Below are 14,515 nucleotides of genomic sequence, written 5' to 3' on the forward strand. Positions count from 1 at the left end.
AGCCGGCGAGCAAGGGCAGCGCGACGAAGCCCTGCAGCGCCGCGCCGAGATTGCCGCGCACCATGGTCGCGAGCCGGTTCACCTTGCCGGGGAACGTCAGAGCGACACCTTCGAGCTTCTCGTAGTGCTCGAGTTCGACGGCGTAGAGCCGAGCGAATTCCACCGCGATCGCCGCCGTACCGGCGATGCCGGTGGCGGTGTAGTCGTCGGTGATGTAGACCTTCTGCACATCCCGGCTCGCGATCATGTGACCCTGGGTGGCGCGGCGGTCACCGGCCATGACCACTCCGCCCGGGTACTTCAAAGCGACGATCGTGGTCCCGTGCGGCAGCACGTCGCCCGGCTGCTCTGCAGCGGTTCTGTGTGCGGGAAGGAGTTCGGGCGCCTGTCGGCGCAACAGTTCAGAAAAAGATGAGAGGTCCACTGGGACAGACGGCGCTCCGGGAAGAGGTGAGGGGAAAGACAGCTGATCGCGGTGCGGCCAGGTCACTGTCCACCCTTCTGCACGTATGCGCGGACGAAGTCCTCGGCGTTCTCCTCGAGAACGTCGTCGATCTCGTCCAGTAGGTCGTCGGTTTCCTCGGCCAGCTTTTCGCGACGCTCCTGCCCGGCGGCCGCGTTGCCGGTGAGGTCGTCGTCCTCGCCGCCACCGCCGCCACGCTTGGTCTGCTCTTGAGCCATCGCCGCCTCCTGCGTATCCCTTAAGTCGTCGCCGGCGGCTCACTGCTGCCCGCCGTCACCCCACATTACCGGTCGCCGCGCCGGATTCGTGCGATAGCGCGATCAGGTGGTGAGCTGTTCGACCAGTTCGACGGCGCTGTCAACCGAGTCCAGCAGCGCACCGACGTGGGCCTTGCTGCCACGCAGCGGCTCGAGGGTTGGGATCCGGACGAGCGAATCACCACCGAGATCGAAGATCACCGAGTCCCAGCTGGCGGCCGCGATGTCGGCTCCGAACCGGCGCAGGCACTCGCCGCGGAAGTAGGCCCGGGTGTCGGTCGGCGGGTTGTCGACCGCGTCGAGCACCTGCTGTTCGGTGACCAACCGCTTCATCGACCCGCGGGCCACTAGCCGGTTGTAGAGACCTTTGTCCAGTCGCACATCGGAGTACTGCAGGTCGACCAGATGCAGTCGCGGTGCCGACCAGCCGAGGTTCTCCCGGTTGCGGAAACCCTCGAGCAGGCGCAGCTTCGCCGGCCAGTCCAGGATCTCGGCGCATTCCATCGGGTCGCGCTCCAACAGGTCCAGCACGTTGGCCCACGTCTCGACGATGTCGCTGGCACGCGGGTCCCGGTCCCGGCTGTCCACGAGCTTGGCCACACGGTCGAGGTAGATGCGTTGCAGCGCAAGGCCCGTCAGCTCGCGTCCGTCCGCCAGCGCGACCGTCGCACGCAGCGAGGGATCCCGGCTGATCACATGCACCGCGTGCACGGGGCGGGCGAGCGCGAGATCGCTGAGGTCGACCCCGATCTGGGCGCCGTCCTCGATCAGGTCCAGCACCAGTGCCGTGGTGCCCAGCTTCAGATACGTCGAGGTCTCCGAGAGGTTCGCATCGCCGATGATCACGTGCAGCCGGCGGTACTTGTCGGCGTCGGCGTGCGGCTCGTCGCGGGTGTTGATGATGCCGCGCTTGAGCGTCGTCTCCAGCCCGACCTCGACCTCGATGTAGTCCGAGCGCTGCGACAGCTGGAACCCCGGCTCGTCGCCCGAGGGCCCTACACCGACCCGCCCGGAGCCGGTGACCACCTGCCGCGAGACCAGGAACGGCGTCAGCCCCGCGATCACCGCGGAGAACGGGGTCTGCCGGCTCATGAGGTAGTTCTCGTGCGAGCCGTACGAAGCGCCCTTGCCGTCGACGTTGTTCTTGTAGAGCTGCAGCTTCGCGGCGCCGGGCACGCTGGCGACGTGGCGAGCGGCGGCCTCCATCACGCGTTCGCCGGCTTTGTCCCAGATGACGGCGTCGAGCGGATCGGTGCACTCGGGCGCGGAGTACTCCGGGTGCGCATGGTCGACGTAGAGTCGCGCGCCGTTGGTCAGGATCATGTTCGCCGCACCGACCTCGTCGGCATCGACCACCGGCGGTGGGCCGGCCGACCGGCTCAGGTCGAAGCCGCGGGCGTCGCGCAGCGGTGATTCCACCTCGTAGTCCCAGCGCGTGCGCTTGGCGCGCTGGATCCCTGCCGCAGCGGCATAGGCCAGCACCGCCTGCGTGGAGGTCAGAATCGGATTCGCGGTCGGATCGGACGGCGACGAGATGCCGTACTCGACCTCCGTGCCGATGATCCGTTGCATGTCGCCAAGCCTAGGGGACGGCACGAAGTAACCTGCGACCGTGCCATCCGATCCGGCGAACACTCCTGTGGTCGGCGCGGCGCAACGGCAGGCGGCTGACCGATGGTTCCTCGCGCACGGCCTTCCTGCGGTGCTGCGGCCGGGCCGCCTGGTGCGCCGGCTGTGGTCACGGTCGGCGCCCGCATTGGCGTCGTTCGCCGTGCTGATGGCCAACACGGTGGCGGTCGTGTCTCTGACGGGAAAGCATGCCGTGGACATCGACGGCCGGCCCACTCGAGGTGAGTGGTTCGTGCTGGCGATGCTCGTGCTGGTGCTGCCCGTCGCGGCGACCGTCGGCTGGTGGGTGTCTCGTATCGCGTCACAGCACGGTCGTCTGCTCGCTGCGGCCGGCTCGGTTGCCGTGGCCTGTTACGGCGCCGTTTTCGGCGGACCGAGCCCGTATCTGCTGAAAAATTTCGTGCTGGTGGCGGTCTGCGTGGCGCTCATCTTGCTGCTGACCGCATGCGGGGTGGGCTCGATCCTGGGCTGGGCCGCACATGTGACGCTGTCCCATCTCGCGGCGGCCGGATCCCTGCTGCTGCGCGCGCTACCGGTGCTGCTTCTGACCTTCTTGGTCTTCTTCAACTCGCCGGTCTGGCTGATGGCCGCGACGATCTCGCGGGCCCGGCTGTGGTTGGCGCTGTGGTTCCTGGCCGCGATCGCAGTCGCCTTCGTGGTTTCGGTGACCGTCGACCGGATGCGCCCGATGGTCAACGCGGCCGAACCCGACGCACAGCACATCGCGAAGCTGGAGGGCACGCCGTTCGCGTCGATGCTCGATCCCTTGGAAGTGAAGGCACTGAGCCGCGCGGAGCGGACGAACGTGTACTTCGTGCTGGCGGTGTCGCAACTGGCCCACATCCTCGTGGTGGCGGTGGTGACGGCGCTGCTGTTCCTCGTCCTGGGCCTGATCCTGCTGTCCCCCGACGTGCTCGCCGCCTGGACGCGCAACGGCTCCAGCGACGGGCACTTCCTCGGCATGACGATCCCCGTGCCCGAGGCGTTGATTCAGGTGACGTTGTTTCTCGGCGCCTTGACTTTCATGTACGTCAGCGCGCGAGCGGTCGGCGACGACGCCTACCGCGACCGCTTCGTCGACCCGTTGATTGACGACCTGCGACTCACACTGACCGCCCGCAACCGGTACCGGGCGGCCGTACCGGCGCGGTGACCGGCGCCCGGCACGTGTTTCGCGCACAATATGGCGCGTGTCGGACGTGCGGGGCGTGCATGACTGGTTCCTGCATCGCGGTCTGCCGCTGGTGCTGACGCGGCGAGTCCGCTCCGGCGCGCTCATCGAGCGTTCCGCCCCGATGGTCAGCGGTGTCGGCGCGGTGATCTCGCTGACGATGATGCTGACCGATCTCACCGGCGGCAATCCAAATATCGGCTTCCTCATCCGGCTCGGCGTGCTGACCGCGCTGTTGGTGGCGGCGCCGTTCGCGTTGTATCTGCTGCACCGGATCGGGACCCGGCTGAGCGAGGCTGGTCGACGCTCCGCCGCGCTGTTGGTGATGGCGCTGTTCGTGCTCGGACTCCCGTTCGCCGACAGCGGGTTCTCGGGCATCGCGATCGCCGAGGCGGCAGCCTTCGCGGTCGTGGCGCTGGTGGCGATCTGGTTGACCTATCTGGGTATCGGGTCGATCGTGTTGTGGGCGTTGCGGTTCGCGTGGGTGCAGCTCGGGGCGCTCGGTACGCTGATGAGCCGTGCGCTGCCGCTGTTGATGATCACCGTGGTCGTTTACTTCACCGGTGAACTGTGGCAGATGGCCGCCCGCATGCCGCGCCAACGGCTCTGGCAGACAATAGGATTCCTTGCCGTCGTCGCCCTGGTCTTCGTCGTCACCACCATCCGCGACGAGGTCAGGTCGTTGCGGGAGGACCGGGCCGAACGCAATGATCCGGCCGAACTGCTCGCCGGCACACCGTTGGCCGTCGACCCCGACACCCGTCTTGCGCGGACCCCGCTCTCGCTGGCAGAGCAGATCAATGTCGTTGCAGTGATGGTGGTTTCGCAGACGATCCAGGTGGTGTTCTTCACGGCAGGGCTCTTCGCCTTCTTCCTCGCGCTGGGTATCGTCGCCATTCCCGACGAGGTCGCGGTGCTGTGGTCATCGGAGCAGAGCTGCGCGGTCGGTCAACCACCCTGTCCGGGAACGTGGTTCGGGGTGAGCGTGCCGGTCCCCCAGACCGTCGTGCACGTTTCCCTCTTTGTGGCGGTGCTGTCCGGGTTGTATTCCACGGTCAGCACCAGCGTGGACCCGTTGTACCGCGAGCGGTTCTTCGAGCCGCTGATCGCCGACGTCGCGGTGAGCCTGGCCGGCCGCGACGCCTACCTCGCGATGGAGTCGACCCGCTGACACCCGGGCGCGCGGTCTACAGGTACTGGCCCAGGTTCGATTCGGTGTCGATCGCGCGGCTGGCCGACGAAGTCTTTCCGGTGACCAGCGTCCGGATGTAGACGATCCGCTCGCCCTTCTTGCCCGAGATCCGCGCCCAGTCATCGGGATTGGTCGTGTTGGGCAGGTCCTCGTTCTCGGCGAACTCGTCGACGATCGAGTCCAGCAGGTGCTGAATCCGCAGGCCCCTCTTACCCGTCTCCAGCACCGACTTGATCGCGTACTTCTTAGCCCGGTCGACGACGTTCTGAATCATCGCGCCGGAGTTGAAGTCCTTGAAGTACATGACCTCTTTGTCGCCGTTGGCGTAGGTCACCTCGAGGAAGCGGTTGTCGTCGATCTCGGCGTACATCCGGTCGACGACCTTCTCGATCATCGCCTTGATCGTCAGCGACCGGTCGCCGCCGAACTCCGTCAGATCGTCCTCGTTGACCGGCAGTTCCTCGGTGAGGTACTTGCTGAAGATGTCTTGTGCCGCTTCGGCATCCGGCCGCTCGATCTTGATCTTGACGTCCAGGCGGCCGGGCCGCAGGATCGCCGGATCGATCATGTCCTCACGGTTCGACGCGCCGATCACGATGACGTTCTCCAGGCCCTCGACGCCGTCGATCTCCGAAAGCAGCTGCGGCACAACGGTTGTCTCGACGTCCGAACTCACACCCGTGCCGCGGGTCCGGAAGATGGAGTCCATCTCGTCGAAGAACACGATGACCGGCGTGCCCTCCGACGCCTTCTCACGCGCGCGCTGGAAGATCAGCCGGATGTGGCGCTCCGTCTCGCCGACGAACTTGTTCAACAGCTCGGGGCCCTTGATGTTGAGGAAGTAGCTCTTCGCCTCACGGGCGTCGTCACCGCGCACCTCGGCCATCTTCTTGGCCAGCGAGTTCGCCACCGCCTTTGCGATCAGCGTCTTACCGCAGCCGGGGGGGCCGTAAAGCAGCACGCCCTTGGGCGGACGAAGCGAATACTCCCGGTACAACTCCTTGTGCAGGAACGGCAGTTCGACGGCGTCGCGGATCTGCTCGATCTGCCGGCCGAGCCCGCCGATGTCGTTGTAGCTGACGTCGGGCACCTCTTCGAGCACCAGATCCTCGACCTCGGCCTTGGGGATGCGCTCGAACGCGTAACCGGCTTTGGTGTCGACCAGCAGCGAGTCACCCGGCCGCAGCTTGCGGGGGCGGCCGTCGTCGAGGTCGTCGTCGTAGTCGTCGGGCAGGTGCTCGGCGGCGACCAACGGTTCGGCGAGCCAGACGATGCGCTCTTCGTCGGCGTGGCCGACGACCAGCGCCCGGTGCCCGTCGGACAGGATCTCGCGCAGCGTGCTGATCTCGCCCACCGCTTCGAAGTTGCCGGCCTCGACGACAGTGAGCGCCTCGTTGAGGCGGACGGTCTGGCCCTGCTTGAGCGCCTTCGCGTCGATGTTCGGCGAGCACGTCAGCCGCATCTTGCGTCCGGAGGTGAACACGTCGACGGTGTCGTCCTCCTGGACGCCGAGCAGCACCCCGTATCCGCTCGGCGGTTGGCCGAGCCGGTCGACCTCTTCGCGCAGGGCGAGGAGCTGCTGACGGGCCTCCTTGAGCGTTTCCATCAGTTTGGCGTTGCGGGCGGCGAGTGAGTCGATCCGGGCCTCGAGCTGATGCACATCGCGGGCGCTGCGCAAACCGCTCTGCGGGCCGACAGCGTTCTCCAGTTGCTCGCGCAGAACCGCGGCCTCGCGCCGAAGCTCCTCGAGCTCGGCTGCATCCTCGCTGGACATGCCTGATTCGTGGGGTGCTCCGAGGCCTTCTGAGTAGGCTTCGGAACGCTCTGATTCACTCATGTCGCCCCTCCCCGCACCGAGAGTTGGTGCAGTAACAACTTCAACGCTACCGGCGATTCAGGCTTTGTGTGCGGTGTAGCAATTCGACACACCAGCACCACTGTTAGCCTCTCTGATGAGTTGGGCCGATCGAAAGGAAAATCGTGACCCTGAAATCCCTCGTTACCGGCGTCGCAGCAGTCGCTGTCGTCGGCGGTGCCGCGGCAGGTGTGACTTCGATTGCATCATCTTCTGTCGTGGCCTCCGCACCGGCCGTCGCCCCGGTCGTGTGGGATGTGCCGATGCCGCAGGCCCCGGCCCCGCAGCTGGAAGCGCCGCTGCTGCAGACCCTGCAGGCGCTCGGCACGGCCGGCTCCTCCGCAGGCAAGGCGCCCTACGTTCAGGGTGGCATCGGGCGGATCGAGGGCCGGATCGCCGACACGAAGCTTCGTGAGGCAGCCGCCGACGGCAAATTCCCGTTGACCTTCTCGGTCGCGAACATCGACCAGAACGGCCCCGTGGTGTCGGCCGACGTGACCGCCACGGCTGCGACCGGCGGCACCGCCAGCCAGAACATCCAGTTCGTGCCCGGCCCGAGCCCCACCGGCTGGCAGATGTCCAAGCAGTCGCTGATGGCGCTGCTGTCGTCCGTCGGCTAGGAGCCCGGTGCGCCGCACCACAACTGCTGCAGTCCTGGGCGCCGTCGCTATCGCGACGGCGTTCGGGCTATGCGGATGTGGTGCCGATGAATCACCGGCCCCAGCGGAGTCCAGCGCGCCCCCGATCGCGAAGCCGCCGCCGGCCGGGGCGACGGAGCCGCCGACGGTCGCACCGTTGCCGCCACCCAATGCGCTCACCGACGTACTGGCTCGCCTCGCCGATGCGAACGTTCCGGGTGGACAGAAGCTCGACCTCGTCGAGAACGCCACGCCCGCCGATGCGGCCGCGATCGACAAAGTCGGGACCGCCCTGCGCGACGGGGGCTACGCTCCGGTCGCCTTCGAGGCCAAGGACCTCACCTGGGCCGAGGGCCAGCAGGGCAGCAAGAAGGGCCTCGTACTTGCGACCGTCACCGTCAAGACCGCCAAGCCGGAATCGGGGGACTTCACGTTCCCGATGGAGTTCCGCTTCGCCGACAACCACTGGCAGCTCACCCGCACGACGACGGACGCCCTGCTGCAGATCGGCGAGAATCCCACGCCTACGCCGACGCCCTGACCGCCGATGTGGATCGGCTGGCTCGAATTCGACCTCCTACTGGGCGATGTCCGGTCGCTCAAGGAAAAGCGCTCGGCGGTCCGCCCGGTGATCGCGGAGTTGCATCGCCGATTCTCCGTGTCGGCAGCGGAGACCGGCGCTCAGGAACTGCATCGGCGCGCCAATGTCGGCATCGCGCTGGTTGCCGCTGACCGCGAACACGTCGTCGACGTTCTCGACGCCGCCGAGCGGCTCGTGGCATCGCGTCCGGAGATGGAACTGCTTTCGGCCCGCCGGGGTCTGCGCCGCAGCACCGACGACTAGGTTCCGAGGGCTTGGCTGGTCGACGCGTCACCTACCGAACGATTGAGGTGTCTGGTGAAGAACCTGCCCGCTTCCTCTCCTGCCCAGGGCGGGACACCGGTGTGGCCGCCCATGTTGGCGGCCAACGTCTTCTCCGCCGACCCGAAAGCGTCGAACAGGTCGAGCGCCATCTGACGGTCGTTGCCCGCGTCGTCCCACTGAAGCAGGACGTGCAACGGGATAGTGACCTCGCGGGCCTCTTCGATGATCTCCATGGGGACGAAGCTGCCGGCGAACAAGTTGGCCGCTTCGATCCGCTTGTCGACTCGCGCCATCCGTACGGCGATCGCGATGACGCCGCCAGAGACCCCCACCGGTCCGCGCAGCTCCGGAAGTTCGAGCAGCGCGTCAAGCGTTACCTGCCATTCCGGAACCGCTTGGTTGACGAGCGGCAGAATCAGCCGCTCGATCAGCTCGGCGTCCGGCATTCCCCCGGCCATCGCGACCTCACGGAGGTCGTTGCGAGCCTGTTCGAGTTCCGCAATTTTCGGCCGCGCTCCACTGCCCGGGAGTTCGACGGTAGCGGTTGCGAATCCTTCTCGGCCTGAAGCTTTTGCGCGCGGTAGGAGCCGCGGATACATCTGCTCCAGCCCGCCTTGCTGGCCCAGCAGGATCAGTGGAACCGGTGCGGCGGTAGCGGATTCCGGCGTCCAGAGAATTCCGGGAATCTCGCCGAGGGTGAAGTGACGCTCAACGAGACTGCCGGCGTGACGCAGTTCAGAAGTGAAGTGCATGGTCGTGCCTTTCGGGAATGCCTGGTGATCGGCGCTCCCGGACGACCTATCGCCCGACCGTGTCCCCTGAAAGGAGCACCCATGTCGAATCGTTCACGGGTATCACCTCCTCGAGTTGTCGCACGGACTCGGCAAGGATAGCAGCGGCGCGGTCGAGCCACGACTGGGTGCGAAGGGCTTGACTGGTTGATCGCATTCACCTGGTGCGTGGGATCAACCAGTTAGCGCTAAATGCCGCCGCCCAGTTGACGTTTGCGGCGCAGCGGCATCGGCGCCACCGCGCCCGGGGCCAGCTTGCGCACGCTGATCAGGAATGCGGTGTGCCCTCGCATCGTGTGCAGCGGGCGCACCGCCAGGCCGACGACGTGCCAGCCGCGCTGCATGCTCTCCCAGGCTCGCGGCTCGGTCCAGCATTGCTGTTCGCGCAGCGCCTCGACCGCTCGCGACAACTGGGTGACGGTCGCGACGTAGATCATCAGCACACCGCCGGCGACCAGCGCGTCGGCCACCGTGCCCAACACCTCCCACGGCGCAAGCATGTCGAGGACGACACGGTCCACCTCCGGGCCCGAGTAGTCGGCGAGGTCGGCTATGACCAGCTCCCAGTTGTCCGGGCGGTCACCGAAGAACGTCGCCACGTTTCGCTCGGCATGCTGAGCGTGGTCTTCGCGGACCTCGTAGGAGACCACCCGGCCCTGCGGCCCGACCGCGCGCAGCAGTGAACACGTCAGCGCACCGGAACCGGCGCCGGCCTCCAGCACCCGCGCCCCCGGGAAGATGTCCCCCTCGTGCACGATCTGCGCGGCGTCCTTGGGGTAGACGACTTGCGCGCCGCGCGGCATCGACATCACGTAGTCGACGAGCAGCGGCCGCAGCACCAGGAACTGGTCCCCGCTGGTGGACTTGACCACGCTGCCTTCCGGCAGTCCGATCACCGTGTCGAGCGCGATGATGCCGCGATGGGTGTGGAACTCCCCGCCCGGGGTCAACACCATCGTGTAGTGACGGCCCTTGGCGTCGGTGAGTTGCACGCGATCGCCGACGGCGAACGGACCGGTTCTTCGCACAGCCCCTCAGCCTGCCAGCTGACGCGCCGCCGCGGCTGCCCGGGGTTGTCAGACACCCGGCCTAGGCTGCCCCTATGACCGAAGGCGGAGCGCGAGGGAGCGACGGGCGAGGTGAGCCGGGGGCGCGGCGTCCGGCGCTGTCGCCGTCGCGGGCCGCCGATTTCAAGCAGTGCCCGCTGCTCTACCGCTTCCGCGCGATCGACCGGTTACCCGAGCCCTCGTCGGCCGCGCAGGTCCGCGGTTCGGTGGTACACGCCGCGCTGGAACAGCTCTACGGCCTGCCCGCCGGCGAGCGCGGCCGCGAAACCGCGCTGACGCTCGTCGGCCCGGCGTGGGACCGGGTGGTCGCCGAGCAGCCTGCGCTCGCCGACGAGTTCGAGCCCGAGGTGCGCACGGCGCTGCTGGCGGAGGCGCGTGACCTGCTGTCCGGCTACTACCGACTGGAGGATCCCACCCGCTTCGATCCGCAGAGCTGCGAACAGCGCGTCGAGGTCGAACTCGAGGACGGCACACTGCTGCGCGGGTTCGTCGATCGCATCGACGTCGCTTCCTCGGGTGAACTGCGGGTGGTCGACTACAAGACCGGCAAGGCGCCGCCGGAGGCCCGCGCGCTGGCCGAATTCAAGGCGATGTTCCAGATGAAGTTCTACGCCGTGGCACTGCTGCGCTCGCGCGGGATCCTGCCGACGCGGCTGCGGCTGCTGTATCTGGCCGACGGCCAGATACTCGACTACGCCCCGGACCACGACGAGTTGCTGCGGTTCGAGAAGACGCTGATGGCGATCTGGCGAGCCATCCGGAACGCCGGCGCCACAGGGGATTTCCGTCCGCGTCGGTCGGCGCTGTGCGACTGGTGTGCCCATCGGGTGCACTGTCCGGTGTTCGGCGGCACCCCGCCGCCCTATCCGGGCTGGCCCGAGTTGCCCGACGAAGGATCCGACGCGGTCGAGGAACCGGTGCTGCGGGCGGAACCGGCAGCATGATCGACTGCCTGTACCGGCGCGCCGGCTCCGAAGGCGACTTCGAGGTCTTCGACTCCACCGACGGCACGCGAAGCAACTGGGATCCCCAAATCCAGCACGGCTCACCGCCATTGGCCCTGATGACGAAACAGATCGAGCAACTCGCCGGGGATTCGGGCCTGCGCATCGGGCGGTTGACCCTCGACATCCTCGGCGCCATCCCGGTCGCCCGGTTGTGGGTCCGGGCCTGGGTGGACCGCCCGGGCGCGCGCATCTCGCTGCTCGTCGCCGAGATGTCGGCGGAAAGGCCGGACGGTGGCCGGCGGCCGGTCGCACGCGTGACGGCCTGGCTGCTGGCAACCAGCGACACCGCCGATGCGGTGACCGACCGCTATCCCCCGCTGGTCGAGGGCGAATCGGTGGCGGTACCGCACGACTGGGAGGGCGCGAAAGGCTATCTGGAGACGGTGAGTTGGCGCCGCCAGCCCGACACCGGCGAATCCGGCAACGTGGCGTGGATGAGTCCCCTTGTGCCGCTTGTCGATTCGGAGCCGACGACGGCGCTGCAGCGGCTGGCGATGGTGGTCGACAGCGCGAACGGCGCCGGTGCCGCGCTCGACCCGTCCCGGTTCGTGTTCATGAACACCGACACCGCCGTCCACCTGCACCGGCTGCCCACGGGCAACGACTTCGCAGTGCGCGCGCGGGGGTCGATCGGACCGGACGGGATAGGGCTGACGACCGCGGAGCTCTTCGATCGGCAGGGTTTCATCGGCACCTCGGCGCAGACGTTGCTGGTGCAGCGCCGCCCGTAAGCGTCGCCCAGAAGTAGCTTATATCTACTTGCATCTATATAGATGCAGTGCAATACTGCGGGCATGGACGTCTTCGAAGCCGTCGCCGAGCCGAGCCGCCGCGCACTGCTCGATGAGCTGATCGATGGCGAACGCACCGCGGGTGAACTGGTCGCAAGCCTTCCGGACCTGACCCAGCCGACCGTGTCGCGACATCTGCGAATACTGCGCGAGGTTGGCCTCGTGGAAGTCCGGCCCGACGCACAGCGTCGTATCTACGCGTTACGCGCCGACGGCCTCGTGGTGATCGACGAGTGGATCGAGCGTTACCGGCGGATGTGGACCGATCATCTCGACGCACTGGAACGCCACCTGCAGGCCAAGCACGAGGAGTCACGATGAACGACGGTCAAGGCCGACTCACTGTCGAAGGCGACAGGGCGGTGCTGAATTTCGAACGGCACCTGCCGTTTCCGATCGAGACGGTGTGGTCGGCGATCACCGACCCCGGCGAACGGGCGCAGTGGTTCGGTCAGACGACGATCGAGCCACACCTGGGCGGATCGATCGAAATGGTGCCCACCGGTCCGCCGCTGCCGCCCGACAAGATGCGGATGACCGGGCGCATCCTGGTCTGGGATCCGCCGCACGTGTTCGAACACGAATGGCGACAGGCCATCATCGAGGACAGCATCGTGCGCTATGAACTCACCGCCGACGGCGCCGGCACGCTGTTGAAGTTCACGCATCGCGGGCTCGGCGTGCGCACCGCGGGCGGCTTCCTCGGCGGTACGCACGCCTACCTCGACCGGCTGCGGGCCTATCTGGAAGGTGAGCCGCCGCCGGACTGGCTCCGCAGACGCACAGAGATCGACGAGGCCCGTTCGGAGGTGAACTGACGTGATACACAACGGATCTGATATCGCCGCGCCCACAGTGGCCGTTGCATACCAGTCCGGGTTCGGGCACACCGCGACGCTCGCCGACGCGGTGGCCGCGGGGGCGCGCGAGGCGGGTGCGGTCGTCTCAGTGGTCGCGGTCGACCGGATGACCGACGCGGACTGGGACGCGCTCGACGCAGCCGACGGCATCATCTTCGGCACGGCGACCTACATGGGCAACGTGTCCTCGGGTTTCCAGGGCTTCGCCGAGTCGACGGGTCGGCGCTGCGCGACCGGCGCGTGGCGCGACAAGGTCGCCGCCGGGTTCACCAATTCCGGAGCCAAGAGCGGCGACAAGGTGAACACCCTCGTCTCGCTGGCCGTGTTCGCCGCCCAGCACCACATGCACTGGGTCAATCTCGGCCTGCCGCCAGGGTGGAACCACTCGCAGGCGAGCGAGGACGACCTCAACCGACTCGGCTTCTGGCTGGGCTCCGGCGCGCAGACCGATGTGGACGCGGACTCCGATCGGGTTCACCCCTCCGATGCCCAGACGTGTCGTCATCTGGGCCACCGGGTCGCGCTGGTGACGCGCCAGTTCACCGTCGGCCGGTCGGTCACCGCAGCGGCGTCATCTCCTGCAGCAGGGTCGGCACCAGCTCACTGACCGTCGGGTGGATGTGCATCGTGCGGGAGATCGCGGTGTAGGGCTTCTTGGCGGTCATGATGTCGAGGATGGCGTGCACCACCTCGTCGCCGCCCACGCCGAGGATCGCCGCGCCGAGGATCTGCTCCGTCTCCGCGTCGACGACGACCTGCATGAAGCCCTTTGTCTCCCCTTTCTCCACTGCGCGCCCGACTTTCGTCATCGGTCGCTTGCCGACCAACGCTCTGCGCCCCGACTTGCGCACCTCGGCCACGGTCATCCCCGCGCGACCGAGCGGCGGGTCGATGTAGAGCGCATAGGTGGTGATCCGGTCACTGACGCGGCGGGGATCGTTGTCGAGGAGGTTGGCCGCGACGATCTCGAAGTCGTTGTACGACGTGTGGGTGAACGCGCCCTTGCCGTTGCAGTCGCCCATCGCCCAGATGTGCTCGACGTTCGTGCGTAACTGGTCGTCGACGACGATGTAACCACGGGCGTCGGTCTCGACTCCGGCTTTGTCGAGTTCCAGATCGTCGGTGTTCGGGATACGCCCGACCGCGACGAGCAGGTGGCTCCCGGCGATTGGCGCGGCGCTCTGCGTGGCACGCACCTCGAAACCGTTGTCGGTCTTGGCGAATCGGATGTCGTCGGCGCCGAGGACGACATCGATGCCCTCGCCCTCCAGGATGTCCTTGATCGCCGCGGAGACGTCCTCGTCCTCACGCGAGGTCAGCCGCGGCCCTCGCTCGAGCACGGTGACCCGCGCCCCGAAGCGCCGGTACATCTGCGCGAACTCCAGGGCGATGTAACTTCCCCCGATGATCACGAGATGCTCGGGGACCGTGTCGAGTTCGAGGATCCCGACGTTGGTCAGGTAGTCGACGTCCGCCAAGCCGGGCATATCCGGAACGACGGCGCGACCCCCGACGTTGAGGAAGATCCGGTCGGCGCTCAGTACGCGGTCTCCGACACAGATGGTGTGCGGATCGACGAAACGCGCGTGGCCCCGGATCAACGTGCAGCCGTCCATGCCGTCCAGCCAGGACTCGACACCGTCGCGATCGCCGATCACGATCTTGTCCTTGCGCGCCTTGACTTTCGCCATGTCGACGCTGACTTCGCCTGTGCGCACACCGTATTCGTCACCGCGGCGCGCGAGGTGAGCGGCATGCGCGCTGGCCACCAGCGTCTTGGTCGGTATACAACCGGAGTTCACGCAGGTGCCGCCGACGAGTTTTCGCTCGATCACCGCGACCTGGTGTCCGGCCTCGGTGAGCCGGCCGGCCAGCGGCGGCCCGGCTTGACCGGCGCCGACGATGATCGCGTCGAATCGCTCTGTCACC

At 67.3% G+C, this 14,515-nt stretch carries 16 protein-coding genes and 1 pseudogene; 10 read left to right on the top strand and 7 right to left on the bottom strand.

Features of this window, described 5'->3' with window-relative positions; all coding sequences use genetic code 11:
* The 3 genes and pseudogenes from A5663_RS08055 to dop form a co-directional block, all read right to left on the bottom strand.
* A pseudogene (locus A5663_RS08055) lies at positions 1-490 on the bottom strand (proteasome subunit beta); the annotation flags it as partial.
* Complete coding sequence (locus A5663_RS08060) at positions 487-681, bottom strand: ubiquitin-like protein Pup (RefSeq protein ID WP_068146463.1); 195 nt, start codon at positions 679-681, stop codon at positions 487-489. The gene A5663_RS08060 and the pseudogene A5663_RS08055, both read right to left, overlap by 4 nt.
* A gap of 102 nt (positions 682-783) precedes the next feature.
* Positions 784-2,292, bottom strand: a complete 1,509-nt coding sequence (gene dop, locus A5663_RS08065) for a pup deamidase/depupylase (protein WP_068146465.1) — start codon at positions 2,290-2,292, stop codon at positions 784-786.
* A gap of 40 nt (positions 2,293-2,332) precedes the next feature.
* Here dop and A5663_RS08070 point away from each other — a divergent pair, with 40 nt between their 5' ends.
* A complete protein-coding gene (locus tag A5663_RS08070; RefSeq protein ID WP_068146467.1) occupies positions 2,333-3,502 on the top strand; it encodes a hypothetical protein in 1,170 nt (389 codons plus the stop codon).
* A 28-nt stretch (positions 3,503-3,530) separates the two neighbouring features.
* A complete protein-coding gene (locus tag A5663_RS08075) occupies positions 3,531-4,691 on the top strand; it encodes a hypothetical protein (protein WP_068146470.1) in 1,161 nt (386 codons plus the stop codon).
* A 16-nt stretch (positions 4,692-4,707) separates the two neighbouring features.
* Here the strand turns inward: A5663_RS08075 and arc are convergent, their stop codons facing one another.
* Entirely contained in the window at positions 4,708-6,549 is a 1,842-nt protein-coding gene (gene arc / locus A5663_RS08080) for a proteasome ATPase (RefSeq protein WP_068146471.1), read from the bottom strand.
* A gap of 143 nt (positions 6,550-6,692) precedes the next feature.
* Between arc and A5663_RS08085 the strand changes: the two genes are divergently transcribed.
* The 3 genes from A5663_RS08085 to A5663_RS08095 are packed head-to-tail and all read left to right on the top strand — an operon-like array spanning position 6,693 to position 8,049.
* Positions 6,693-7,187, top strand: coding sequence for a hypothetical protein (locus A5663_RS08085; protein ID WP_068146474.1), 495 nt, complete (start codon positions 6,693-6,695; stop codon positions 7,185-7,187).
* A gap of 7 nt (positions 7,188-7,194) precedes the next feature.
* Positions 7,195-7,746: a hypothetical protein gene (locus A5663_RS08090; protein WP_231976726.1), complete on the top strand. Its 552-nt coding sequence runs from the start codon at positions 7,195-7,197 to the stop codon at positions 7,744-7,746.
* Between the two features lie 6 nt (positions 7,747-7,752).
* A complete protein-coding gene (locus A5663_RS08095; RefSeq protein ID WP_068146477.1) occupies positions 7,753-8,049 on the top strand; it encodes a DUF503 domain-containing protein in 297 nt (98 codons plus the stop codon).
* On the opposite strand, the gene A5663_RS08100 is transcribed toward A5663_RS08095, so the two are convergent.
* The gene (locus A5663_RS08100; protein WP_068146480.1) at positions 8,046-8,822 is read right to left on the bottom strand and encodes a hypothetical protein; all 777 of its coding nucleotides are present in this window, start codon (positions 8,820-8,822) and stop codon (positions 8,046-8,048) included. The genes A5663_RS08095 and A5663_RS08100 overlap by 4 nt on opposite strands.
* A 227-nt stretch (positions 8,823-9,049) precedes the next feature.
* On the bottom strand, positions 9,050-9,889 hold the full coding sequence (locus tag A5663_RS08105; protein WP_068146482.1) for a tRNA (adenine-N1)-methyltransferase: 840 nt from the start codon (positions 9,887-9,889) through the stop codon (positions 9,050-9,052).
* A 74-nt stretch (positions 9,890-9,963) separates the two neighbouring features.
* On the opposite strand from A5663_RS08105, the gene A5663_RS08110 reads away from it, so the two are divergent.
* From A5663_RS08110 to A5663_RS08130, 5 genes are all read left to right on the top strand, one after another.
* A complete protein-coding gene (locus tag A5663_RS08110; protein ID WP_068146485.1) occupies positions 9,964-10,872 on the top strand; it encodes a RecB family exonuclease in 909 nt (302 codons plus the stop codon).
* Positions 10,869-11,666, top strand: a complete 798-nt coding sequence (locus A5663_RS08115; RefSeq protein WP_068146488.1) for a thioesterase family protein — start codon at positions 10,869-10,871, stop codon at positions 11,664-11,666. Before A5663_RS08110 ends, A5663_RS08115 begins: the two co-directional genes overlap by 4 nt.
* A gap of 63 nt (positions 11,667-11,729) precedes the next feature.
* Positions 11,730-12,047, top strand: a complete 318-nt coding sequence (locus A5663_RS08120) for a helix-turn-helix transcriptional regulator (protein ID WP_068146492.1) — start codon at positions 11,730-11,732, stop codon at positions 12,045-12,047.
* Complete coding sequence (locus A5663_RS08125; protein WP_068146496.1) at positions 12,044-12,544, top strand: SRPBCC family protein; 501 nt, start codon at positions 12,044-12,046, stop codon at positions 12,542-12,544. The genes A5663_RS08120 and A5663_RS08125 overlap by 4 nt, the downstream gene beginning before the upstream one ends.
* Before the next feature lies 1 nt (position 12,545).
* Positions 12,546-13,193, top strand: coding sequence for a flavodoxin family protein (locus A5663_RS08130; protein WP_068146499.1), 648 nt, complete (start codon positions 12,546-12,548; stop codon positions 13,191-13,193).
* Here the strand turns inward: A5663_RS08130 and A5663_RS08135 are convergent.
* Positions 13,144-14,514: an FAD-containing oxidoreductase gene (locus tag A5663_RS08135; RefSeq protein ID WP_068146501.1), complete on the bottom strand. Its 1,371-nt coding sequence runs from the start codon at positions 14,512-14,514 to the stop codon at positions 13,144-13,146. The genes A5663_RS08130 and A5663_RS08135 overlap by 50 nt on opposite strands.
* Position 14,515: the final 1 nt, after the last annotated feature.

It is taken from the genome of Mycobacterium sp. E740, assembly GCF_001672895.1.
Lineage (GTDB): Bacteria > Actinomycetota > Actinomycetes > Mycobacteriales > Mycobacteriaceae > Mycobacterium.

Bases quoted from the DNA above. Each gene is read 5' to 3' on its own strand.
- A5663_RS08060 (WP_068146463.1), bottom strand. From the start codon at position 681: ATGGCTCAAGAGCAGACCAAGCGTGGCGGCGGTGGCGGCGAGGACGAC.
- arc (WP_068146471.1), bottom strand. From the start codon at position 6,549: ATGAGTGAATCAGAGCGTTCCGAAGCCTACTCAGAAGGCCTCGGAGCA.
- A5663_RS08110 (WP_068146485.1), top strand. From the start codon at position 9,964: ATGACCGAAGGCGGAGCGCGAGGGAGCGACGGGCGAGGTGAGCCGGGG.
- A5663_RS08120 (WP_068146492.1), top strand. From the start codon at position 11,730: ATGGACGTCTTCGAAGCCGTCGCCGAGCCGAGCCGCCGCGCACTGCTC.
- A5663_RS08125 (WP_068146496.1), top strand. From the start codon at position 12,044: ATGAACGACGGTCAAGGCCGACTCACTGTCGAAGGCGACAGGGCGGTG.
- A5663_RS08095 (WP_068146477.1), top strand. From the start codon at position 7,753: ATGTGGATCGGCTGGCTCGAATTCGACCTCCTACTGGGCGATGTCCGG.
- A5663_RS08100 (WP_068146480.1), bottom strand. From the start codon at position 8,822: ATGCACTTCACTTCTGAACTGCGTCACGCCGGCAGTCTCGTTGAGCGT.
- A5663_RS08115 (WP_068146488.1), top strand. From the start codon at position 10,869: ATGATCGACTGCCTGTACCGGCGCGCCGGCTCCGAAGGCGACTTCGAG.
- dop (WP_068146465.1), bottom strand. From the start codon at position 2,292: ATGCAACGGATCATCGGCACGGAGGTCGAGTACGGCATCTCGTCGCCG.